At 68.7% G+C, this 23,568-nt stretch carries 20 protein-coding genes and 1 pseudogene; 6 read left to right on the forward strand and 15 right to left on the reverse strand.

The annotated features are described in order from the left end of the window. Positions 1-315 precede the first annotated feature (315 nt). Positions 316-2,421 carry a M14 family zinc carboxypeptidase gene (locus tag ACIA5D_RS47955; RefSeq protein ID WP_396037397.1) on the forward strand — a complete coding sequence of 702 codons (2,106 nt, stop codon included), beginning with the start codon at positions 316-318 and terminating at the stop codon, positions 2,419-2,421. A gap of 500 nt (positions 2,422-2,921) precedes the next feature. Here ACIA5D_RS47955 and ACIA5D_RS47960 read toward each other — a convergent pair whose 3' ends face one another. The 6 genes from ACIA5D_RS47960 to ACIA5D_RS47985 form a co-directional block, all read right to left on the reverse strand. Beyond that, the gene (locus ACIA5D_RS47960; protein WP_396037398.1) at positions 2,922-3,224 is read right to left on the reverse strand and encodes a hypothetical protein; all 303 of its coding nucleotides are present in this window, start codon (positions 3,222-3,224) and stop codon (positions 2,922-2,924) included. 83 nt (positions 3,225-3,307) lie between these two features. After that, on the reverse strand, positions 3,308-3,433 hold the full coding sequence (locus ACIA5D_RS47965; protein ID WP_396037399.1) for a hypothetical protein: 126 nt from the start codon (positions 3,431-3,433) through the stop codon (positions 3,308-3,310). A gap of 560 nt (positions 3,434-3,993) precedes the next feature. After that, a complete protein-coding gene (locus ACIA5D_RS47970; protein WP_396037400.1) occupies positions 3,994-4,734 on the reverse strand; it encodes a FadR/GntR family transcriptional regulator in 741 nt (246 codons plus the stop codon). 55 nt (positions 4,735-4,789) lie between these two features. After that, the gene (locus ACIA5D_RS47975) at positions 4,790-5,665 is read right to left on the reverse strand and encodes a carbohydrate ABC transporter permease (protein ID WP_396037401.1); all 876 of its coding nucleotides are present in this window, start codon (positions 5,663-5,665) and stop codon (positions 4,790-4,792) included. Next, entirely contained in the window at positions 5,662-6,510 is an 849-nt protein-coding gene (locus ACIA5D_RS47980; protein ID WP_396037402.1) for a carbohydrate ABC transporter permease, read from the reverse strand. The genes ACIA5D_RS47975 and ACIA5D_RS47980 overlap by 4 nt, the downstream gene beginning before the upstream one ends. Before the next feature lie 65 nt (positions 6,511-6,575). After that, positions 6,576-7,901 carry an ABC transporter substrate-binding protein gene (locus ACIA5D_RS47985; RefSeq protein ID WP_396037403.1) on the reverse strand — a complete coding sequence of 442 codons (1,326 nt, stop codon included), beginning with the start codon at positions 7,899-7,901 and terminating at the stop codon, positions 6,576-6,578. 525 nt (positions 7,902-8,426) lie between these two features. On the opposite strand from ACIA5D_RS47985, the gene ACIA5D_RS47990 reads away from it, so the two are divergent. Continuing rightward, positions 8,427-9,602, forward strand: a complete 1,176-nt coding sequence (locus ACIA5D_RS47990; protein WP_396037405.1) for a mandelate racemase/muconate lactonizing enzyme family protein — start codon at positions 8,427-8,429, stop codon at positions 9,600-9,602. A gap of 130 nt (positions 9,603-9,732) precedes the next feature. Here ACIA5D_RS47990 and ACIA5D_RS47995 read toward each other — a convergent pair whose 3' ends face one another. The 3 genes from ACIA5D_RS47995 to ACIA5D_RS48005 form a co-directional block, all read right to left on the reverse strand. Further along, positions 9,733-11,787: a M3 family metallopeptidase gene (locus ACIA5D_RS47995; protein ID WP_396037406.1), complete on the reverse strand. Its 2,055-nt coding sequence runs from the start codon at positions 11,785-11,787 to the stop codon at positions 9,733-9,735. A 507-nt stretch (positions 11,788-12,294) separates the two neighbouring features. After that, complete coding sequence (locus tag ACIA5D_RS48000) at positions 12,295-13,302, reverse strand: hypothetical protein (RefSeq protein WP_396037407.1); 1,008 nt, start codon at positions 13,300-13,302, stop codon at positions 12,295-12,297. After that, the gene (locus ACIA5D_RS48005) at positions 13,302-13,511 is read right to left on the reverse strand and encodes a PadR family transcriptional regulator (protein WP_396037408.1); all 210 of its coding nucleotides are present in this window, start codon (positions 13,509-13,511) and stop codon (positions 13,302-13,304) included. Before ACIA5D_RS48005 ends, ACIA5D_RS48000 begins: the two co-directional genes overlap by 1 nt. 186 nt (positions 13,512-13,697) lie before the next feature. Here ACIA5D_RS48005 and ACIA5D_RS48010 point away from each other — a divergent pair, with 186 nt between their 5' ends. Both ACIA5D_RS48010 and ACIA5D_RS48015 read left to right on the forward strand, forming a co-directional pair. After that, entirely contained in the window at positions 13,698-14,954 is a 1,257-nt protein-coding gene (locus ACIA5D_RS48010) for a serine/threonine-protein kinase (RefSeq protein WP_396037409.1), read from the forward strand. Between the two features lie 196 nt (positions 14,955-15,150). Then, positions 15,151-15,336, forward strand: a complete 186-nt coding sequence (locus tag ACIA5D_RS48015; protein WP_396037410.1) for a hypothetical protein — start codon at positions 15,151-15,153, stop codon at positions 15,334-15,336. Here ACIA5D_RS48015 and ACIA5D_RS48020 read toward each other — a convergent pair. The 6 genes and pseudogenes from ACIA5D_RS48020 to ACIA5D_RS48045 all read right to left on the reverse strand — a co-directional run. Next, positions 15,333-15,880, reverse strand: a pseudogene (locus ACIA5D_RS48020) (IS630 family transposase); the annotation flags it as partial. The gene ACIA5D_RS48015 and the pseudogene ACIA5D_RS48020 overlap by 4 nt on opposite strands. Positions 15,881-16,415: 535 nt before the next feature. Next, a complete protein-coding gene (locus tag ACIA5D_RS48025; protein ID WP_396037411.1) occupies positions 16,416-17,300 on the reverse strand; it encodes a hypothetical protein in 885 nt (294 codons plus the stop codon). Between the two features lie 185 nt (positions 17,301-17,485). Continuing rightward, positions 17,486-18,406, reverse strand: a complete 921-nt coding sequence (locus tag ACIA5D_RS48030) for an ROK family protein (RefSeq protein WP_396037412.1) — start codon at positions 18,404-18,406, stop codon at positions 17,486-17,488. After that, positions 18,403-19,581, reverse strand: coding sequence for a sugar ABC transporter permease (locus ACIA5D_RS48035; RefSeq protein ID WP_396037413.1), 1,179 nt, complete (start codon positions 19,579-19,581; stop codon positions 18,403-18,405). The genes ACIA5D_RS48030 and ACIA5D_RS48035 overlap by 4 nt, the downstream gene beginning before the upstream one ends. Further along, complete coding sequence (locus tag ACIA5D_RS48040; protein ID WP_396037414.1) at positions 19,578-20,351, reverse strand: ATP-binding cassette domain-containing protein; 774 nt, start codon at positions 20,349-20,351, stop codon at positions 19,578-19,580. Before ACIA5D_RS48040 ends, ACIA5D_RS48035 begins: the two co-directional genes overlap by 4 nt. Next, positions 20,351-21,436: a sugar ABC transporter substrate-binding protein gene (locus ACIA5D_RS48045; RefSeq protein ID WP_396037415.1), complete on the reverse strand. Its 1,086-nt coding sequence runs from the start codon at positions 21,434-21,436 to the stop codon at positions 20,351-20,353. The genes ACIA5D_RS48040 and ACIA5D_RS48045 overlap by 1 nt, the downstream gene beginning before the upstream one ends. 118 nt (positions 21,437-21,554) lie before the next feature. On the opposite strand from ACIA5D_RS48045, the gene ACIA5D_RS48050 reads away from it, so the two are divergent. After that, positions 21,555-22,760 carry an ROK family protein gene (locus ACIA5D_RS48050; protein ID WP_396037416.1) on the forward strand — a complete coding sequence of 402 codons (1,206 nt, stop codon included), beginning with the start codon at positions 21,555-21,557 and terminating at the stop codon, positions 22,758-22,760. A 206-nt stretch (positions 22,761-22,966) separates the two neighbouring features. Continuing rightward, the gene (locus ACIA5D_RS48055; protein WP_396037417.1) at positions 22,967-23,278 is read left to right on the forward strand and encodes a transposase; all 312 of its coding nucleotides are present in this window, start codon (positions 22,967-22,969) and stop codon (positions 23,276-23,278) included. Positions 23,279-23,568: the final 290 nt, after the last annotated feature.

Raw genomic sequence — 23,568 nt, forward strand, 5'->3', positions numbered from 1 at the left:
TCCGCCGGACCGCTACGCGATCTGCGGTGAGTCGTACGGCGGGTACCTGGCCCGCGGCCCGCGGTCTGGCCGCAGCCGATCCGACGCTCATCACCGGTCTGGCCGCCGGGCATTTCAGCGCCGCATCAGTTTCCCTCCAGCGGGCGGTGGCACCGTCCGGCCATCGAAGGTGAGGGGGAACGTGAGAAAGACACTTATGGCCGCCGCCGGCTCGGCGGTGACCATCGGCGTGGTGGTCGCGACCGGCTGTCCCGCGTGGGCCGCCATCGCCGCGATCGGCCCCCCGCCTTTCAGGCCAGCTCTATCGGAGGTCCCATGAAGAAGCGGCGGTCGATCGTCGTCACGTTATCCGTCATGCTTGTCGCCACCTCTCTCTCCTTCGTCCAGACAGGACCGGCCCACGCCGCGGCCGAGCCGAACCAGGTCACGAACGTCACGGTCAGCCAGGCGGACGGGTTCACCACTGTGGCGTGGACGCCGGTGGACGGCGCTACCGACTACCAGATCGAGCGCACCGCCGTCGACGCCGGCGACTCCCCCACCGCAACTCCTACCGTCGTCGGTGTGTGGCGGCCCAACCGCCAGGTCAACAACGGGTCGCCGACCTTCGCGGACGCCGGCTTCAACCCCGGCGATCGGTTCGAGTGGCGGGTGCGCGCCCGGATCGGGACGGCGGAGCAGCCCTACTCGACCCCCGTGTTCGGCACCACGCTCCCGCCACCGGGTGACCCGGGCATCCCCGGGCAAGACCTGCGTACGCAGTGGGAGACCGCCCAGGCCGCGCAATTCACCAGCGACGTCAACGAATTCGCCTACACCGCGGCCGTCGACCGGCTGAGCGACCGGGTGCGGGTGGTCGAGATCGGCCGGACCGTCCAGGGCCGGCCGATCAACATGTTCGTCATCGGTCTTCCGGCGCCGCCGGCCACCCCGGCCGCCGTCGCCAAGACCTCGCCGCTGGCAATCAACTGCAACGTGCACGGCAACGAGCCCAGCGACCGGGAGGCGTGCCTGATCATGGCCCGGCAGCTCGCGTTCGGCACCGATGCGCGGACGCTGGACCTGCTCCGCAACACCACCGTGCTGATCATCCCGTCGATCAACGGGGACGGCCGGGCCGCGAACACCCGAGGTAACGCGACCGGGCAGGACTTGAACCGGGACTACTCACTGATCCGGCAGCCGGAGACTGCGGCGTACGTGCGAATGCTGCGCGACTACCGCCCGGTGGCCGGATACGACGGTCACGAGTTCGGCAACAATCAGGCTGGTGACCTGCCGATGCTGCCGCCGCGGCATCAGAACGTAGCTCAGTCGATTTTCGACGAGTCGCTCGACATGATCGAGAACCACATGTACGTCCAGGGCGCCAAGGCCGGCTGGTGGCCATGTCCGTACGGCTGCCAGAACGGCGGAGCCGTGGGCCTGTCCGAGGAGACCATCCTCCGCAACACCCTCGGCCTGAAGAACACGGTCAACTCGCTGCTCGAGCTGCGCAGTGCCGGCGGCCCGACCCGTCCCGACGAGGCCAACGCGGCGAACAACCGGCGACGCAAGACATTCTCCGCACTCTGGACGTTCAACTCGTTCCTGGATTTCCACCGTGCCCAGCTCCTCGACATCCAGACGGCACGTAGCGCGGCGATCCAGTTCCAGTCCGGAAACACCGGTCGGATCGTGTTCCGCGGCTCCCGGATCATCCCCGCACACCCCGCGCCGCACCCGGGTGAGGCGCCGCCGCCCGCCGACCAGCCGGGCCCGGACCAGATCCTGGACAACGCGCCGTGCGCCTACAAGCTCACGGACAAGCAGTACAACGGCGGGCGTACGGACGGCCCCGACGGCATCGGCACCACCGTCGCCCAGCGGATCGCCGATCACGGCTGGAAGGTCGTCCAGGTCGCCGACGGCTTCCTCGTGCCGCTGGCCCAGCCCGAGCGTGGCCTGATCCCGTTGCTGTTGGACGGGCAGGCCGCGGAGCCGTGGGTCAGCGGCGAGCGGGTTTTCCCGACGCTCACCGGCCCGCAACCCGGCCCGCTGACCGTCAACGGGTTCGCCTGCCTGTCGGCAGCCACCGTCAACGGCGGGGTCACCGTGCGCCCCGGCGGGACGCTGATCGCCACCGGCTCCACGATCGGCGGCCCGCTCACGGCCGACAGCGCCGCCGGGGTCTTCCTCGGCAACACTCAGGTGCGTGGCCCGGTCCAGGTCGGCCGCACCGCCGGCCCGGTCTCGCTGATCGGCTCGCCCCTGCTGAGCCAGGTCACCCTGGCCGGCAACATCGACGGCGGCGTGCCGTACCTGGCAGGCAACTTCATCGCCAGCACGCTGAGCTGCACGGGCAACGTTCCGGCGCCGATCGACCTCGAGGTCCCGAACAAGGTCATAGGGGCGAAGACGGGGCAGTGCGTGGCCTTCTGAGCCTGATCGAGAACCGGCGGAGCAGGTCGACCGACCACCCCGCCGGTTCGCCACCATGGCATATGAGGAACCGCAACAGGCCTTCTACGGCAGCCAGTTCGGCATCACATTCCCAGCATCGGCTGCGCTCGCCGCGAGGGACACAACGACGTAGTGGCGCGACCCGACCTCACCAACGCGGCGCAGAACACGAGCGGCAATCAGTTCGGAAAGGCAACCAAAGGCCTCAGGGACTATCCCGATAGACGGCCAGGAACGGAGGTACCCAGGGCGGCCATCGCAACGTGAGTTTCCGGGGCCCGGCCCCGGAGCAGAAATGATGAGGCGGTCTTGCTCGTGCTCTTTGCGAGCAAGACCGCGTCGACCACCGTGCATGATGCCAATGGCCCCCAGGACAGCGTTCGACGTGAGCGAGAACGCCCGGCTGACCCGGCTCCGGCTGAGCCTGGAGCCGGGCATCATCTCACAGACCGTGGACTGGGTGCTCGGCTGAGCTGACCTCAGAACTCGTCGGGCATGTCGAGCTTGCGGTAGAAGGTGATCTCCGGCGCGCCCTGGGCGCCGGCCGCCTGCATGATCCGTGGGATGTCGGGCTGGCTCTCGAAGAACGTCTGGAACGTCGCCTCGTCCGGCCATTCGTCGATCACGAGAACCTCGGTGTCCCCGGCGGCGAAGCAATGGCGGCTGGCACCCGCCGCCCTACCGGCGTCGGCGATGCCATTCATCATTTCGGCGTTTGCGTTGGCGAACGTTTCGAGCGCATTCGGGTCGGCCTTGATACGCAGGATCATGACGACGGGCATGTGGCCTCCGGATTCTCGCGGTGAGAGCCACGATACGGCTTTAGTACGATTCCGCCGACGCCATTCACCGGGACGGGTGAGGGTCAGTAGCAGAACGTGGTGGCACCCTCGTCGCCGATCCACTGCCCCATCGGCACCGTTCCGCCGAGAGAGGCGTTGGCCAAGAGATCGCCCTTGTCCAGACCCTTGGCGTCGAGCACAACGGGCACACAAGGTAGCTGCCGCCCGCGGTGGCGTAGCGGGCGAGCAGCTCGGGCAGCGGCGGGCAACCCGCGCACGCGACTCCGGTCGCCACGCCTGCCCAGCATCCAATTCCCTGATACATCGCGCGCCGTGATTTCGCGTCCTCTCTAGGTGGACAACGGCGGGGCGCTAGACCGCCGGCCTCTGCCCGGCTGGTTCTGCGCCTGGCCCGCGAGAACAACACTTGGGGATACCGACGAATCCACGGCGAACTGCTCGTCCTCGGCGTCGCGGTCGCCGCCTCGACGGTGTGGCGATCCTCCACGAGGCCGGCATCGACCCGGCACCCCAGCGAACCAGCGACACCTGGGCGAAGCTCCTGCACTCGCAAGCCTGCGCCATCCTCGCTGCCGACTTCTTCGAGACCGTGACGCTGACCGGCGCCAGACTCTACGTGCTGGCCGTCATCGAGCACGCCACCCGCCGCGTACGGATCCTCGGTGCCACCGTCCACCCGACCGTCGCGTGGGTCACCCAGACCGCCCGGAATCTGGTCATGGACCTCGACAGGGGTTCGAAAGGGTCGTCAGTCGGCTCGGAAGATCAGCTGCTGTATTTCCCGGCGGTAGTCGTCCCGGCTGTTGTCGATGTGCACGGCTGCCGCCTGCGCGGCCCGCTCGGCGTCGCCGTCGTGGATCGCTTGGAAGATGGCCTCGTGTTCCTCGACGGCCTTGGCGCCGTGGCCGCCGATGGAGCCGCGTAATCCGATGAGGCTGGACTGCGCCTGCAGCCGGCGGGCCTCGCGGACCGCGACCTCGAGGAACATGTTGTGCGATGCGGCGGCGATGGTGGTGTGGAACGCGTCGTCGCCTTCGGTGAACAGGTCCTGGCGGTCGGCGTCGAGCCCCCGGCGGCAGGTCGCGGCCGCCTCCTCGATGGCCTTCAACTGCGCCGGGGTGGCCCGGCCGGCGGCGAGCCGGCTGGTCTCCATCTCTTGCGTCCGGCGGAACTCGAAGAGCATGTAGACGTGGTCGAGGTCGGTGGGGAGGAAGAAGGACGCCCACCGTCCGCTGCCGAGCATGCCTTCGTCGTCGGCGACGAACAGGCCACGGCCCCGTTGCGCCCGGACCCGGCCGAGCGCGGAGAGGATCTTGACAGCCTCGCGCACGACCGTACGGCTGGCGCCCAACTGCCCGGCCAACTCGTGCTCGGTCGGCATCCGATCGCCGGGACGCAGCCCCAGGCGCGAGATCAGCTCGAGAACCTGCTCCGCGGCGACCTCGTAGCCGGGTCGGTAGCCGCCCTCGGCGCGCTCGAAATCCGTCACACAGGCTCCCTTGAAGCGTGCTTGAGACTTATGTCGTCGTCGAAAAGAATAATACTCATTCCTTCACGGCCCCGGTGACCAGGCCGCGCACCAGGGATCGCTGCGACAGCAGGAAGACGATCGCGACCGGAACAACGGCGAGCAGCGTGGCGAGTGCCAGTTCCGGCCGGAAGATACCGACCTGTTGACCGCCGCCGCCGACCGCCGGGTTGAAGGACGGGGTGGACGACAGCAGGTTGGAGAGACCGACCTGAATGGGGTACTGCGTAGAGTCCGCGAGTACGGCGTACGGAAGGAAGAAGTTGTTCCAGTCGGCCACGAAGCTGAAAAAGAACACGAGTGCGATGACCGGTCTGGCCAGCGGCAGTGCGATGTGCCGGAAGGTGGACCATTCTCCGCAGCCGTCGATGCGGGCCGCGTCGAGCAGCTCGCGGGGAAGGGCGGTCGCATAGTAGAGGTAGGCGAGGTATACGCCGAACGGGAAGAACGAGAACGGAAGGATCACCGACAGCGCGTTGCCGATCAGGTGCAGCAAATTGAGCTCGAGGAAGATCGGTAGCACGAGGGCGGCGGCCGGCATGATCATGACGACGAGGGTCAGCGTGAGCACGAGCTTGCGGCCCGGGAAGCGGGACAACGCGAGGCCGTAACCGGCGGGTATTGCGGTGACCAGGACGATCGCGGTCGCCCCGAGCGCGTACCCGAGCGAGTTCGCTATCCAGGCGCGGTAGATGTGGTCGCTGAACGAGTCCAGGTGCTGCCACGCCAGCGCCACGTTGTGGAGGCTGCCGAACGTGAAGGGGCCATGGGTGACGAGAGCCTCGTCGGACTTCGTGGGTGCGAGGATCAGCCAGGCGATAGGTACGACGAAGAAGACCGCGAAAGCCGCGAGAATCAGGATCCGAACGCCATGGGTGACGAGCCGCATCATTCCTCTGTTCTGAACAATCCGGTGCGCCTGACGATGAGCAGGGCAGCGATGAGTCCGATCACGATCAGGTCGATCGAGACGGCGGCGGCGCCGTTGAAGTCTCCGTATCGGAATGCCAACTGGTAGGCCAATTGGTTCGACGACCACGTGTCCGGGACCAGGCCGAGGCTCGCCTCGTTGACCAATTGTGGTTCGATGAAAAGCTGCGTTCCGGTGGCGAACGAGAGAATCACCATGTAGGCGATCCATTTGCGGATCAACGGCAGTTTCAGGCGGAGCGCGACCGTCACGGGGCCGGCGCCGTCGATACGCGCCGCTTCCTCCAGCTCGGGCGGAATGGTGTTCAGTGCGCCGTACATGACGACGATCCAGCCGCCCGCCCCGGTCCAGAACGCGATCATCGCGAACACGAAGGGAAGCCTGCCGGGCGCGATCGACTCGACGAAGAGATGCGATCCCGACAGGCGCAGCAGCGATGAACCGGGGCTGACCGACGGGTCGAGCATGAACAGCCAGACCAGCACGGCGGAGGCGCCGGCCAGTGCGCCCGGAATGTAGAACAGGAAACGGAAAGCCGACGTGACCTTGCCGGCGCGGCCGTGGAGCAGCAGCGCCAGCCCGACGACGAGCACGATCAGGCTGCCGAGCCACACGGTGGTGTAGAGCAGGACGTGCTCGAATGCGGGAACGAAGCGGTAGTCACGGATGGTTCTCGTGAAGTTCTCGATCCCGACGAAGGCGCCGGTGTCGCTCGTGACCGCGAGGTAGAGGGCGTACAGCATGGGCAGGATGCCGAACACGAGCAGGAACGGCAGGTACGGCAGGACGAACAGCAGGCCCTGCACGTTCCGGCCACGCTTTCGGGTGGCCGGAACGTGCAGGGTGGTCCGAGTGGCTGCCTTCACTGTTGTCACTGCCGCGTGACCGTGTATCCGGATGCCTGGGCGGCTTGAGCCAGGGCGTCGCCGAACGGTTGCAGCCGGGAGCTCAGTGATTTGCCGGCGACCAGTTGGTTGACCACGGTGTTGGACCAGACGGGCTGGTCGGGATACGAGACCAGATTCCAGCCGGTCCACACCTGGCTGGCGGCTGCCTTGAGCGCCGGCGTCGGATCGGCTGCGAAGTACGGGTTGCTCGCCTGCGCCTTCAGCCAGGCGTCGGCGAGGGGGGCATAGGCCGGGTAGCCGGGCCTGGCGTCCTTGCCGGTCGGGTTGAAGACGGTCGTGGCCCAGACGACGAAGTCCGCGGCCCCTTTCAGGTTGTGCGAATGCTTCGCGATGATCCATGGGCCGCCGCCGACCTGGCCGGTCGTCACCGGTGTTTCGTTTTCCCACTGGAGCGCGGGGGTCGCCGTGATCTGTCCGGCCGGAATGTGCAGGGTCTGGTCGAACAGGCCCTGCCCGAACCAGCTTGGTCCCGGCATCATCAAGACCTTGCCCTTCGCGCCACCGTATTTTCTCGCGAAGTCCGGAGTGAACACGCTCAGCGGCGGCGCCGCGCCATTTTTGATCAGTGGATCGAGGAGGTCGGCCACCCGGGTGCAGTGCTGGTCGGCCGGGTTGATCAGGAGCTTGTCGCCGTGCAGCTGCTGGAGGGGGCACTGGTTGCCCCACAGGTAGATCCAGTGGCTGAACGAGTCCCCGACGTTCCCCACGATGTAGCCGGGATGTTCGGTGGCGACCTTGGCGCCGAGGGCGGCCCACTGCTGCCAGGTCGTCGGAGTCGCGTAGCCGAACTGGTCCATCAACTTCTTGTCGACCCACAGCACGACCTGCGCCAAGTTGTCCTGCACGCAGTACTGGGTGCCGTCGATCGTGCATTGGGCGGTCGACGGGGCCGGCCATTGGCTGAGGATGTCGCTCGGAATCAGATTGGTGAGTGGCGCTGCGAATTCGAAGGGCTTGTGTGCCATCCACACCGGGTCGTTGACCTGCTCGCTGAAGAGCACGTCCGGCCAGCCGCTGCCGGTTCGGTTCCACAGCTGAATCTTTGTCTGCAGCGTGGTCGCGCCGTTGCCGTCGCCATCGAAGGTCACGATTTTCACGTGCGCGTCCGGATGTTCCTTGACGTAGGCCTGGGCCACCGGCAGGCGGGCCGCGTCGACCCAGACGGTCAGCTCGTTCGAGTCCTGGCTCGGGCTGGCCTTCGGTGACCCGCCACTACATGCCGTGATCACGACCATCCCCATCACGGCCAGCCCGGCGAGCGTGATCTGCCACGGCCGGCGCGACAACAAGCGCGGCGTTCTGAGTCCCCTCAACAACCTCATAGCTCTCCTCTCGCGCCACCCGATCGCTGCGAGGTGGCCGCGTGTAGGACTCATTAGCCTGCTGATGATCGGCTATCGTCAACATATTGAGCTCATCTATTTATCATTTCGTTACCATTATGAGTGAGATCCATCCTTGCCAACGCGGCCGCCTTTGGGGGCAAAACCGTGCAGGATGCCTGCCGCCCGCGACGCTTCAAGATCGTGGTGAGATGTCCGGAAGGTGTCTCTGAGCTGCGTTTATAGCCGTCGCAACGGGGGCGGGCGATGCCCCTTGCCATGGTCACGTCGCTTGCGGGCTTGTCCCCGGAGTGTGTCGAGCGCGTACACTGCGGACCACATAGAGATCACATCTAGGGGCTGATATGAGTCTGAACCATTCTGGTCGTCGGGGAGGTCCAGCCAAGACGCCTGCGGTCAACAGAGCCGGGTGCGGTGCCCGATCGTCGAGCGCCGCCGAGGGCGTCACCGTCAGAGTCCGGTGACGCCGACATGCGGATCACCGAACTTCGCACGCTGACGACTGTTCAGGACTGGCGGCGGCCGATCGGGGACGCCAACGGCGTTTTCACCAGAGGGCTGATGCCGGTGCCGATCGTCCTGGTCGGCACCGACGAAGGCGTCACCGGCGTCGGCATCGGCCCACACCAGGGCGCCGAGGCAGTCTTCGCCGCCATCGAGGGCGAGGATCCGCGAGCGGTCACCGCGCTCTACGACCGGATGCTCCGGCACACCTTCAAAGCCGGGCACGCGGGAGCCGTCTTCGGCACCATCGGCGCGTTGGACACGGCCCTGTGGGATATCAAGGCCACCCTGGCCGGTGAGCCACTGTGGCGGCTGCTCGGCGGTCGGCGGCGCATCGTCCCGGCATACGCCTCCGGGCTGGACATCGGTCTCGACGACGAGCAGCTGGCCGAGGTGTATCGCGAGTACGCGGCCCGCGGGCTGGGCGCGGCCAAGCTCAAAGGCGGCCTCGACGTCGATCAGGACCGGCGCCGGCTGACCCTGGTCCGGGACGTGCTGGCCGAGGCCGGCCGTCTTCGTCCCGGCCTGATGCTGGATGCGAACGAGTCCTGGAACCGCAAACAGGCGGTGCGCCACGTCGCCGAGTTGGAGCGCACACTTGACCTGACCTGGGTCGAGGAGCCGGTCCGCCGATGGGACGCCGAGGGCCTGGCTGCGGTCGGCCGGGGAATCCGGGCCTCCATCGCCACCGGCGAAAACCTCACCGGCCTTGAACAATACCGCCCGCTGCTGGCCGCGGGCGCCGTGGACATCGTGCAGACGGCGGCGGTCTGGGGGGTGACCCACTTCCTGCGGGTCGCTGCCCTGGCGCACGCCCACGACCTCCCGGTGAGCCCGATCGGCACGACCCCCATCGGGCTGGTGCACGCCGCGACCTCGGTGCCCAACCACATCGTCGCCGAGCTGCAGGACCTGACGCCGCCGGTCGGACTGACGCTGGACCTGGCCATCGAGGACGGCGGTTATGTCCTGGGGGATTCGCCGGGTCTCGGCATCCGGGTGGACGAGTCCGCGATCGCCGCGGCCGGCACGAGCGCCGCGCTGACGGGCATCGAGGTGGCCCACGGGCCGCATGTGCGACCCGAGCACGCCGCGCGCCGCCTCCTGCCGCAGCCCGTGGCGGCAGCCGGCGGCCCGACATAGCGGGGGGTTGGGCAAGTTTGCTGACGTGACACTCTTCTCGATGGAGACCGGTGAACGAGAATCCGTTCCTCGAGGCGGAGCGGGCTTGCGAGCGCAGCCTCGGGGCAACGTAGCTGCGACGGGAGAATCGTCAGGCGAAGCCGCGCAAGCGCATGAGGGCCTCGGTGTCGACGTCGCGGCCGCGGAACTTGCGGAAGGCCTCGTCCGGCGCGACGGCATTGCCGACCGAAAGGATGTCGTCGAGGAACGCCTTGGCGGTGGCGGGGTCCCAGACACCCCTTTGTTCGAACAGCTCCCACGCATCGGCGGTCAGCGCATCGGCCCAGAGATAGACGTAGTAGCCGGCCGAGTATCCGTCGCCCGAGAAGATGTGCCCGAACTGGGTCGGGCGGTGGCGCATGACGATCTCCCTCGGCAGACCGATCTCCGCCATGCAGCTCTTCTCGAAAGCGCCGGGATCGATCGTGCCGTCCGGCGTCGCGGCCAGGTGGATTTTCATGTCGTAGATCGCCGAGGCCAGAAACTCGACCGTGTCGAAGCCCTGGTTGAACTTCAGCGCCTTCTGGATCTTGGCGAGCGACTCGTCGGGGATCGGCTTTCCGGTGTCGACGTGCAGGGCGAACCGGTTGAGCAGCTCCGGCGTCGGAAACCAGTGCTCGTTGATCTGGCTGGGAAACTCGACGAAGTCGCGCTTGACCGACGTGCCGGCGACGCCCGGATAGGTGACGTTCGAGTTGAGGCCATGTAGGGCGTGACCGAACTCGTGGAACATGGTGACGGCGTCGTCCCACGAAATCAGGACGGGGCCGGAGCCTGATTTCACGAAGTTCGCGTTGTTGGAGACGATCGGGGTGATGTCAGCCTTGAAACGCTCCTGGGTGCGGTACTCGTTCATCCACGCTCCGGAGCTCTTGCCGCCGCGGGCATAGGGGTCGAAGTACCACAGGCCCACGCGCTCGCCGTCGCGCGTCACCTCATAGACCGACATGTCCTCGTGGTAGACAGGCAGACCGTCGAGTTCGGCGAATCGCAGGCCATAGAGCCTTTCGGCGGCCCAGAACATACCGTCGCGGACATTCTCGAGCTGGAGGTGGAGCTTGACCTCGTTCTGGTCGAGGTCGTACGTCGCCTTGCGCACCCTTTCCGAATAGAACCGGTGGTCCCAGGCCTCGATCGTGATGCCGGCGCCCTCCTTGTCGGCGATCGCCTGCATTTCGGCGATCTCCTCCTGGGCGCGCCGCAGGGCTGGGCCCCAGAGCTTCATCATCAGTTCCATGGCGGCCTGCGGCGCCTTCGCCATGTTGTTCTCGACGGCCCAGTGGGCGTGCGTCTCGAAGCCGAGCAGCCGGGCCCGCCGAGTACGGAGCTGGAGGATCTCGCTGATCACGGCGTTGTTGTCGGTAGCCGCGCCGTTGTCGCCGCGCATGATCCACATGCGCCAGCCCTCCTCCCGCAGGTCACGCTCGGCGGAGTAGGTCAAGAACGGCTCCATCGAGGAACGCGTATTGGTGAAGACCCACTTGCCCTTGACACCGTGCGCCTCGGCTGCCGCCGCGGCAGCCTCACGCAGCGATTCGGGAAGGCCCTCGAGATCGGCCTCGGTCTCGATGGTGAGCTGGTAGCTTTCCTCGTCGGCCAGCTCGTTCTGACTGAACTTGGTGTAGAGCGAGGCGAGCCTCTGATTGAGGTCCTTCAGCGTGGCCTTGTCGGCATCGTTGAGCGCCGCGCCTCGCCGGGTGAAGTTCCGGTAGTAGTTCTCGACGAGGCGTCTCTGCTCCGGCGACAGGCCGGCGATGGCGCGGCCGTCATGGACCGCCCTGATCCGGGCGAAGAGCCGGGCGTTCTGAATGATGTCGTCGCCGAATGCCGAGAGAACAGGCGACATCTCGGTCTGCAGCTCCTGCATCGCCGCGTCGTTCATCGCCGAGGTGAAAATGCCGAAAAAACGTTGAGCGCGATCGAGGGCGCGGCCGCTGTCCTCCAGCGCGGCGATGGTGTTGGCGAAGGTCGGCGTCTCGGCGGTGCCGGCGATTTCGGCGATCTCTGCCTTACTGAGCGCCATACCCTTCTCGAGCGCTGCCCTGATCGAGGTCGGGTTCACCTGGTCGAAGGCCGGGTAACCGCCATGCTCTTCAGTCCACACCTCGATCAGCTTATCCTCAGGGCCGCTAGCGGCCGCGAGCATGAACCCGGGGAACTTGAGCGAGCCGAGTACGGCCGCGGCGGCGGACTGCAGAAAGACGCGGCGTTGCACGGGAGGTCCTCCGGCATCGGTTCTGTCTCCAGGAACCCACGCAGACCATCCAGGCCGCGACAGCGGATAAGGGGTGCCGCGGAGCGCCGCGGCCGGGTGGTGGCTCGATTTGCAGCGAGGTTATCCCGCTGCCCGAGGCAAGCCAGCTCACCGTCGAGCTGCGGCACCGGCAGACTCAAACCCGCGCGGCCGGCACCGAAATCCGTTGGATTATCTCGCATATATGGCCGCGACCGGTTCATGCGGTGGTCACGGTGCGTTGTGGGTCTACGGCTAACGGCTCTCGAAGCGCCGCCGCTGCGCCGGCCGGGGTCGCGGAGACGGCCGGGATGATCCGAGCTGGTCAGATCGTGGACGCTCTCTCACTGGTCGCAGTGACGCTCTATCACCTGCGATCCATCGAGGACCCCGCCGCCCGCAACGGGTGAGGCGGGTGGCTTACTGCCGCTGCTCGACGCCGGGCGAGTTGCCGGTCCCGGGTCGGCGGGTGGCCACGGCGGCCAGGCCCAGCACGGTCGCCGCCGCCCCGCCCAGGAAGAGAATCAGCGCGTACGGGTCGACGATCTCGGTCCGGCTCTCGCTGATGTGCTGGCCGGGCAGGGCTGCTGGTGTGATGTCCGGGATGAGGCTGTCCGGACCCAGATGCGCGAGCAGCAGCACGCTGCCGAAGATCAACGCCATCGTGGTCGCCGTGGCGATCAGCCCGGCCAGCAGGCAGGCCTGCGTGGTGCTGGACTCGCCGGAGTTCGCAAGCACGGCGATCACCGCGGCCACCGCGGTCGCGGCGAGCGCCCAGCCGGCCGTGGCGGGGATCGGCGGGGCAACCAGCACGACGACCAGCCAGCCCGCGGTCGCGGCCAGCGCGCTGCCGACTCCGGTGAGCATCACCCGGGCGGTCGCCGCCGACCGCCTCGCCGCCACCGAAGCCAGCCCGATGAGGAAGCCGGCGGCGATCGTCGACAGCCCCAGAACGGCGGAGCCCGCATCGGCCGCTTCCAGGGTCGCCGGGTGGGTGTGGGCGACGGCGACCGCACAGATCGCGACCGCGATCAGGTAGCCGCCACTGCGCAGCAGCCAGGCGGCGACGCCGTCATCCGTCGGCCCGAGCATGCCGGCCCGCCGGGCCGCCCAGCACACCACGGCAAGAACCGACATGACCATGGACAGCATCCACGCCAGCGCAGGGTTGTCGACGGTCGCGGCCCAGGCGACGAGCGTCCCCACCACTGCCAGCACCGCGAATACATGAAGCGTGCCGCGCAGCAGGTGGAACTGGACGGCGGCGGCGCGCAAGCAACCCCAGGCGAAGCCACGCCGATCCGAGTGGTCCTCGATCGCCGCGAGCTCCGCCTGCATCGCCCGGCCCCAGTCCCGGCGCCCGGCCGGCATGACGCGTACGGCGGCGCCCAGCAACCGGGCGGGCCGGTCTTGGCCAACCTTGGTCATCACGCCTCCCGCAGCTGAGGGCGGACGGTCGTTCGGGCAAGGGACGGCTCGACCGCCACCTCGGCAGCCCAGCGCAGGCCGTCTTCGGCCAACCGGTACAGGTGCCGGGGAGGCCGTCCCGGCGATGGCTCGCCTTCCCAGCTCGCCTCGAGCAGGCCGCGATCACGCAGCATGATCAGGATCGGATACAGCGAGCCCGCGGGCAACACGGTCGCCGCCGCTTCGACGCGGGAGCGCCGGCGCCTTCCGGAAATTTCCGAAACGGATGTGCGGGCGGCGGGAGCGGGGATGCTGCCGGCAGCAAGGCGAGGAGATCAGCTAAGCCCGGGCACCCCGCTTCGCGCGGAATGAGACGTGACCGACGGACGCGTCGGACACCGGTACAGTCGGACGCCGTGACGACTGCGCTGCGCCCGGGGGATCCGCGTCGGCTGGGTGCGTACTCTTTGCTCGGCCGCCTCGGCGAGGGTGGGATGGGCACCGTCTTTCTCGGCCGCAGCGGTGCCGGACGGCTCGTCGCGGTCAAGGTGATCCGGCCCGAGTTCGCCGCCGAGGACGAATTCCGGGCGCGCTTCCGGAGCGAGGTCAGCCGGGCCCGGCAGGTGCCGCCGTTCTGCACCGCCGAAGTCCTCGACGCCGACCCGGATCACGCCACGCCATACCTCGTCGTGGAGTACGTCGACGGGCCCAGCCTGGCCGAGGTGGTCGCCGATCAGGGGCCTCTGCCGGCGACCAACCTGCACGGCGTGGCGGTCGGGGTCGCTACCGCCCTCGCCGCGATCCACGGTGCCGGTGTCATACATCGGGACCTGAAACCGCAGAATGTGTTGTTCTCGCTCGGGACGCCCAAGGTCATCGACTTCGGCATCGCCCGCGCGTTCGAGTCGACCAGCCGGCACACCCGCACCAGTCAGATGGTCGGTTCGATCGCGTACATGGCACCGGAGCGATTCGACACCGACACCGATCCCATGGTCGGCCCGGCGGCCGACGTGTTCGCCTGGGGCGCCGTCGTCAGCTACGCCGGCAACGGACGTACGCCGTTCGCCGCCGGCTCACCCGCCGCGACCGCCACCCGGATTCTCACCCAGCCGCCCGCTCTGGGCGCCCTCACCGGTCCGCTGCGCGACCTGGTCGCTCACGCGCTGGCCAAGGAGCCGGATGACCGGCCGACCGCGCACGAGCTCCTCGACGCCCTGCTGTCGGCCGATTCCCGCGACAACGCCGCGGTCATCGCGGACCTGGGCCGCCGGCCGGAACTGCGTCCGGCTCGAAACGGAGAGGGTACGGGAACTGGCGCGATCCGTCGCCCGCGCCGCCGGCTCTGGCTGGCCGCCGGGCTCGTACTCGCGCTGGCGGTCGCGGCGGTGGCCCTTGTCCTGACGCAAAAACGACCGGCAAACCGTACCGCGGCCCAGGCCCCAGCGCTCTCGGCGGCTCCGCCCGGCGTACCCCAGCCCGAGTGGAGCCAGGCGGTCGTCGACCGCCTGGACCGCCCCGGCCTCTGGCGTGCCCAAGCCGGCGATGCCGACGGAGTCTGCTCCCTCGAGTCGCAGCTCGTGATCACCACGGGAAGAGCATCGACTACTGGTGCCAGGGGCCGAACGACGAGTTCGCGGGCAACCAGCTCATCACCGTCGACGCCACGGTGATCACCGGGAACGCCTGCGGGGTCATCTTTTCCGCGATCACGGGACGCGGGGCTACGAGCTGTCCCTCTGCGCGGCGGAGGTCCGGCTCGAACGATACGACGACACCGAGGGCGAGACGCTCATCCGCAAGGAGCGGAGCGACGCGTTCGCGCCGGGCCGGCGGCGGGCCGTAGCGGTCACCATCGTCAACGACGACATGACCGCCACGGTGGACGGCCTGCAGGCGATCGAGGCGAGACTCACCGACGGCTCCCTGACCGCCGGTCATGTGGTGCTCGGCGCCACGAACAACTCCTATACCGGCGAATCCAAGGCCGGGTTCGCCAACATTGCGATCTACGAGGCGAAGCGGCAGCCGCCCGAATCCGTGCGACCGAGCTAGTGTGCTGCGCCGGAAATTCGGCTACAAAATCGGGCGAGTGATTCGAGGATCTCTTCGGCGGTTCTGGTCCAGAGGAACGGTCGTGGGTTGTCGTTCCAGTCGGTGATCCACGATCGGATGTCGGATTCGAGGGCCTGGACGCTTTGTGGGTGCCACGGCGGATTTTCTGGTCGGTGAGGAACCCGAACCAGCGTTCGACCTGGTTGATCCAGGACGAGCCGGTGGGGGTGAAGTGCATGTGGAACCGTGGGTGTTTCGCCAGCCAGGCACGTATGGCCGGCGTTTTGTGGGTGCCTAGTTGTCGCAGACCAGGTGGACGTCGAGGTCGGCCGCGACGGTTTTGTCGATCGTGATCAGGAACTTCTTGAACTCGACCGCGCGGTGCTGGCGGTGCAGTTCGCTGATCACCGAACCGTCGGCGATGTCGAACGCGGCAAACAGGCTCGTGATGCCGTTGCGGGTAGTCGTGGGTGCGGCGTTCGGGCATGCCGGGCATCATCGGGAGGACCGGCTGGGAGCGTTGCAGGGCTTGGATCTGCGATTTCGTGCACCACGAGGCTCTGTGTTACCGGGTGGGGATGGAAGAGCCCCACCGCTGGTCTGCCGCAGCAGGCCGGTGAAAGCTGAGGGCAGCCTGATCCGGGAGACGCCGGGAGGGTGGCAGCAGCCCTGACAACGACGGACCGGCTGGGACTGCCAGATCGTCTCGGCCCGGCGTACCCACCCTGCGTTGGTCAGCGACGCCGACTTCCTCGCCGCCCTGCAGGTCACCGCGATCAGCACGCCAGCCGACAGCCGCGCTCGCCGCTACCGGGCTGACCGGGCTGTTGGTCTGCGGGTTGTGCGGGCGCCGGCTGGAGGCTCATTGAGTGTATGGCCGGGCCGGTTACCGGTGCCGCCACGGCCACACCAGCGCACGGCCAGGGGAGCAGCTAAGCGCGATCTACTGGCCGGAGCAGCGGATCCTGACGGAGATGGTCTACCAGCTCGCCGCGGCCGGGACTCTGCCACAAAACGCCGGGCCTACTGAACTCGTCGCCCGCCTGCGTGCTGGAGGTCGTCATCGTCTGCGCGGCAGGTCAACTCGGCGTCGCCCAGCCCGGCGAAGAACTCCATTTCGCTGACAAGCCCGGCCGCACCGTTGTACCTGCCGAAAATGCCATCCGGGCAGGTCTGGCAGCTTGCCTGTACTCGTGCAGGATGCCGCCGAGGCGGTCATGCCGGTGGATGTTCAAATGCGCGATCCGGTCTGGATCGGTGATCGGTTCGCCGCCAGCCGCCAGCCGCCAGCCGCCAGCCGCCAGCCGCCAGCCGCCAGCCGCCAGCCGCCAGCCGCCAGCGACATTATCCCCGGTAACAGTGGCCACGGCCGTACGGGCGGCCCGATCCGCCTTGCCTGCCATCCCCGCTGCGCGTGCCGCCAGAGCCGCAGCGGGCCACGGTGTCCGCCCTCTCGTCGGGGACCCTCGACCGTCAGGACACCCGGGCCATCGGCATCGGCGAACGCGAGGGCCCGGCCGGGCCGGGGCGGAACGAACGTGGCGACGACATCGCCCGATCGCGGGTCCAGAAAGTATCGGTCGGAGATCACCAACAGGTCGTGCCGGGTCCCCGGCCGCTGCCTTGATCGAGTAGGCGGGGAGCCGGGCGACCTCGCGGGCGACCATGCGCCAGCGTGGCTCGTAGGAACCGGCGTACGCGAGCGTGCCCCCGCTCCGTTCGCCCAGCGCCGCGATCGTGAGTCCGGCCGTCGGGACGAGCCGGGCGGCTTCGGTGAGGGCCGGCTGCGCGGCGCGCAGCGCGTCACGCAGCCCGTCCACCCACGCATCGAGTTCGGCGTCGGAGGCGCCAGGGCGGTCCATCGGCGCATTGACGATCTTGTCGATCAGCTCGACCGCCGCCTCGGTGGCAGCGTCGGACGGGTGTGCGGCCGCGATCCGGGCCAGGAACCCGATCGCCGGCACCCCGGCCGGCCAGTAGCCGTACTCGATCGCGTCACTCGCGTAGCCGTAGTCGACGGGCCTGGGCGCCCTCGTCGCCTGGCTGGATTGTCCGTGTGACGTACGAATCGGCCCAGGGCGAGACGGCCGAGACCGAGCAGGCCGAGCAGATGGCGGCCGCCGGCCGGACTGCTTTCCCGCCGAGCCCGTCACCGATCCGGTCGGCGCGCCGGGGCGGCGTCGGCCGGCGCGGAGTCCTGAGCCAGGGCCATCGCACCGACGAGCGGGGCGTCGTCGGCGAAGCGGGCCTTGGCCAGCGCCGGCGGGAATGGCACCGATCGGCGCAGGGCCGCCGCGACCCGCGGGATGATGTGCTCGGCGGCGCCCATCATGCCGCCGGCCAGGACCACTCGCTCGGGGTCGAGGACGACGCAGAGATTGGCGATGGTGCGCGACAGCGTCTCGATGGCCTCGTCCAGCAGGTGGGCAACGCCCGGTTCGGTTCTCAGCTCGAACAGTTCCGCGGCGGTGACCGGCCGGCCCAGCAACGCGGCGCCGCGCCGGGCCAGGGCCACGCCGGAAACGACGTCCTCCAACGGTGCGTGCCCGTCCGCAAAGCCGGGATCGGTGTCGTTGTCGCGCAGATAGCCGATCTCGCCGGCCGCGCCGTGCGCGCCGGGCACGACCCGGCCGCCGACGACGAGGGCGGCGGCCAGCCCGGTGCCGAGGTTGATGTACAGGCCTACGTCGACCCCGCGCAGCGCTCCCCAGTGCAGTTCGGCGGCGGCGCCCGCGTTGACGTCGTTGTCGATCGCCACGGGGGCGTCACCGAACTCGGCGCGTAACAGCGCGGGCAGGGCCATGCCGTCCCAGCCGGGCACGTTGGGTGCGAGCCGGACCCGACCGTCCCGCAGCACGCCGAACGTGGATACGCCGACCGCCGCCGGGCCGGTCAGCAGTGTCCGGGCGGCTTCGAAGGTGCGTCGCACGGCCTGCATGGCGCCCGATTCGCCGAGGGTCCGCAAACGGAGTGTGGCCTCGGGGCGGCCGTCGGGGGAGCCGACAGCCGCCGTGGCGATCGCGATCTTGGTGCCGCCGAAGTCGATCGCCAGGACCCGGGAGTCCGTCATCGGGGCTGACCGCGCCGGGCGAGGGAGTCCACGGCGACGGCGACCGCGAGGACCGCGGCGGTCACCATGTAGCGCACCGAGGAGTTCACGTTCAACAGCAGCATGCCGTTGGTGATGGCCTGGATGACGAGGATGCCGAGCAGGGCAGCGTAGGCGCGCCCCCGGCCGCCGAACAGCGAGGTGCCCCCGATGACGGCCGCGGCGATGGCCATGAGCAGGGTGTCGCTGCTGCCCGAGCTCTGGTTGACGGCGGCGAGACGGCTGGCGGCCAGGATCCCACCGGCGGCGGCGAGGGCGGAGCCGGCGGCGAAGGCGATCACCCGGATCCTGGTCACGTTGATGCCCGCCCGCCGGGCCGCCTCGGCGTCGCCGCCCACCGCGTACATGTGCCGGCCGAAGACGGTGTGCTGCAGGATCAGGTCGAGCGCCACGACCAGGGCGGCGAAGATGACCAGCAGCAGCGGCACGCCGCGGTCGGCCGTCAGGACGAGCACGACGGCGGCCAGGGCGATCGCCAGACCGCCGAGGCGTACGGCCATCCGGAGGACCGAGGTCACCGGCAGTCCGGCCGCACCCCGCAGCCGCCGGTTGACCAGCGCGCTGGTCGCGCTGACCGCGACGATCAGGACGGCGGTCAGCCAGGCGACCGGCGCCGGAAGCCAGCTGTCGCTGAGCTTCGCCACGAACCCGTCGAAGGGCAGGTTGATGGTCCCGCCGCTGCCCAGCAGATACAGCATCAACCCCTGCCAGCCGATCAGCCCGGCCAGCGTGACCACGAACGACGGCATGCCGAGCCGGGTGAACATCCAGCCGTGCAGCAGCCCGATCAGGGCGGCGCCGGTGAGCGCCGTCGCGATGGCGAGGACGGGCGGCCAGCCGTGGTTCACCGACAGGATGGTCATGATGACCGCGGCCAGGCCGCTGACCGACCCGGCGGACAGGTCGATCTCGCCGAGCAGCACCACCATGATGATGCCGAGCGAGATGGTGCCGGTCGCGGCCATCTGCAGGGCGAGGTTGGTGAGGTTCTCGGCGGACAGGAAGCGGTCGTTCAGCGAGCCGAACACGACCGCGATGACGACCAGTCCGGCGACGACGGGCCAGGCGCCGAGGTCGGAACCGCTGCGGCCGATCGGCCGCAGCGGCTTGCGCAGCATCAGAGCGAGAGCGGTCATGCGGTTTCCTCCGTGCCGGTTCCCGACGTGCCGACGCCCGATGTGCCGGCGAGGGCGGCGCCGCCGGTGATGGCGGCCACGACGGCCTCCGGGGTGGTCTCGGCGGTGCGGAACTCGCCCGCGTTGCGGCCGAGCCGCAGGACCACGATCCGGTCGCTGACGGCCCGGACATCGGCGAGGTTGTGGGAGATGACGAGTACGGCGAGTCCGCGGTCTCGCAGGCGCCGGATCAGGTCGAGCAACTGGGCGGTCTGCTCGACGCCGAGCGCCGCCGTCGGCTCGTCCAGGATCACGACGCGCGGATCGGCGACCAGCGCCCGGGCGATGGCGACCGACTGACGCTGACCGCCGGAGAGCATGGCGACCGGGACCCGGATGTCCCGGATCCTGACGTCCAGGGACGCCAGCAGGTCGCGTGTCGCTCGTTCCATCCGGATCGGGCGCAACACCGACCAGCGTTGCCGTTCGGCGCCGAGGAACAGGTTGGCCACCACATCCAAGTTCTCGCAGAGGGCGAGGTCCTGATGGACGGTGGCGATGCCCAGCCGTTGCGCCTCGTGGGGGTTGCTCAGGCGAACCGGGCGGCCGTCCAGCTCGACATGTCCGCTCTCCGGGATGACGACCCCGGAGAGGACCTTCACGAGGGTCGACTTGCCGGCGCCGTTGTCACCGACGAGGGCGACGACCTCGCCCGGCGCGAGGTCCAGGCTCACCTCGTCGAGCGCCTGGACCGCGCCGTACGCCTTGGAGATCGCGTTGGCGGAGAACACTATTGGATGCCCTGTCGCGCGCATGCCGCCTTCACCGGCGGAGTGCAGATGTCGGCCGCGGTGTAGAAGCCGTCCTTCACGATCGTGTCCTTGATCTTGTCGGCGGTCACCGGGATCGGATCGAGCAGGAACGACGGGATCTTCGCCGTACCGTTGTCGACGTTGGCCGGCGCGGCTGGCTTCTGGTCGTGGACCACCCCGACGGCCAGTTCCGCCGCCTTCTCCGCCTCGCTGCGAATGTCCAGGTAGATGGTCATGTACTGTTCGCCGGTCAGGATGCGCTGCACCGCCGCGAGCTCGGCGTCCTGGCCGGTGATGGGCGGGACGGTGGCGTAGCCCGCCCGCTTCATCGCCGCGATGGCGCCGCCCGCCATGCCGTCGTTCGCGGACAGCACGCCGACGATGTTGTCGCGGCCGAGGGCAGTGATCGCCTGTTCCATCTCCTGCTGGGCCTTGTCGGGGCTCCAGTCCGGAGTGTCGAACTCGCGTCCGACCGTCACTTTGCCGTCGAGCACGTGGTGCGCGCCGGTCTTGTAGTCGGCCGAGCTGGGATCGGTGGGTGATCCGTTGATCATGACGATCTTGCCCTTGCCGGTCGTGCCGGCCTTGCCGAGCGCGTCCAGCAGAGCCTGGCCCTGCATCTCGCCCACCCGGACATTGTTGAAGGAGACGTAGTAGTCGTAGGTGATGCCGGAGATCAGCCGGTCGTAGGCGATCACCGGAACCTTGGCCTGCTTCGCCCGGTTGACGAGGGACGCGACGGCGCCCGCGTCGACGGCGTCGAGGACCAGAGCGTCGGCGCCCTGGGTCAGCGCCGCCTCGACCTGCTGTTGTTGCTTGGCCGCGTCCTGATCGGCGTTGAAGTAGAGCACCTTGCAGTCGGCGCACAGGGCCTTGACCTTGGCCTCGAACAGGGGCCGGTCGAAGGCCTCGTACCGGGTGGTCTTGGACTCGGGAAGGAAGAGGGCGATGGTGGCCGCCTTCTTCGAGCTGTCGGAGGCGTCTGAGTTGTCCGCAGCCCCGCAGGCACTGAGGAAGACGACGGCGGCGGTGGCGGCGGCTGCGGCGAACCTGCTGGCTCTCACGGTGCACCTCTCTTCCGAAGGTTTGAGGAGCATCGTCAGCCACCCGGCCGCCATTTAGCAATGTCCTTTACGAAATTGATAAATGAGATTTACGAAGTGGTGTGGCAGCCTGTAGGACGTGCAGAGCAGTGCGACAGCCAGTACCACGGCCGTTCTCCGGGTGATCAACGAGCGGGCCGTGTTCGCCGAGATCTTCCGGCTGGGGAAGGCGTCCCGCCCGGAACTGGCGGCGGTCACCGGGCTGTCCAAGCCGACCGTGGCCGTCACCCTGAACAACCTGGAGGACGCGGGACTGCTGCGTCAGGTCGGCCGGCGGGCCGGGCCGGCCGGTCGCTCCGCCCTGCTCTACGAGGTGCGCCCCGAGGCCGGCTATGTCCTCGCGGTGGACATAGGGCGCGCCTTCGTGCGTACCGCCCTGGCCGATCTGGTCGGCGACATCGTCGCCCGCAAGGAGGAGCCGTCGCACGGATACCGCGAACGGGACCTCGTAGCCCAGCTCACCCGGCTCGCCGACGAACTGGCCGGCGCCGCCGGCGTCACCCGCCACGACATCACGCTCGCCGTCTTCGGCACCCCCGGCATCCACGACAAGACCGACGGCTCGCTGCACCTCGCGCCGAACCTGCCCGGCTGGGAACGGCACAACAGCGTCCCCCAACTGGCCGGCATCACCGGCGCGACCTACGTGGTGGAGAACGACACCAATCTCGCCGCGATCGGCGAGGCCACCTACGGGCTCGGCCGGGGCGTCCGCCATTTCGTGTACGTGCAGATCGGCACCGGCACCGGCATGGGCATCGTGATCGACGGCAAGCTGTACCGCGGCACCCGCGGCGCCGCCGGCGAGATCGGGTACATGCCGGTCGGCGACGGCGACCCGCTGCTGGACGAGCCGGGATCCCGAGGCCGGGGCATGTTCGAATCGGTCGCCTCGGCCGCCGGCGTCGTCGCCACCTCCCACCGCCTGGGTCTGGTGGACGCGGTCACCGCGAAGGAGGTTCTCGACGCCGCCCGGGCCGGTGACGAGGCCGCCCTGCGCGCGGTGGACCGCGAGATTGAGTACCTGGGCCGGGCCCTGGCCGGCGTCACCGCGGTGCTGGATCCAGAGCTCGTGGTGCTGGGCGGGGGCGTGGCGGGCCACGCCGGCGATCTGCTGACCGGCCCGCTGCTCGAACGGCTGGACCGCCTGGTCGCCCTGCGCCCGCCCCGCATCGAAGTCTCCACACTGGGCACCGACGCGGTCCTGCTCGGCGCCCTGGCGTCCGGCCTGACGGCCGCCCGCGACCTGGTGCTGGACCGCGCCGAACCGCCGACCGCCCGCTGAGCCCGTCGCGGGCCTGACCGGCGCAGCGAAAGCGGTGAATCGGCCGGCCCGAACGCAGAATGGATGACACGGTAGCTGGGTCGTCGCGGTCCCGCGCCAGGTCGCTGGCCGGCCGCCTTTGTTGGCAGCTCATGGCTGCTGTGAGTTCCCCCCGGTTTGGCGGAGCTTCTCAAGCATGATCGACTGATCATGGGGAGGAAGCATCCGTGGCAGCACCGAAGAAGTACCCCGACGACCTACGGGCGCGGGCCGTGCGCCTATATCGCGAGTCGGACCCGAAGCCGACCATCCGACGGCTGGCCGAGCAGTTGAACGTGCATCACGAGGCACTGCGCAATTGGATCCGGCAGGCCGAGGCCGACGCGGGTGAACGTCATGATCGGCCCACCACGGAGATGGCCGAGGAGAACCGCCGGCTGCGTGCAGCCGTCGCCTTCGACGCGCCTGGATCCCCGACGCGACGAGGCGACGCGGCGCCGTCAGCATCATCAGACGGCGACGCGCCGACCGTGACATGAAATCCCGAGAGGGCGGCGACGGTGCGAGCCATTGACGAATCAGAGCGAAGTCGGCATCGGTGAGGCCGACGAGCGGGTCAACGCGGTGCAGCAATGCCCCCGTCCTGTTGGCAATCGGGGCGCGCGCCTACGTCTCCGGAACCACCGCGACCAACCGGGTGGAGCTCTCCCACTGACGCACCTTGCGACACCAAGCCCGTTTCTGACATATCGCGATATGGGTGGTTGACACCCGGGATCGACGCTGCGACAGTTCCCTGCCCGCAGCCGTCCCGAAACGGGGGAGGGAC

The organism is Actinoplanes sp. NPDC051513, assembly GCF_044454685.1.
In the GTDB taxonomy this organism is placed as follows: Bacteria; Actinomycetota; Actinomycetes; order Mycobacteriales; family Micromonosporaceae; genus Actinoplanes.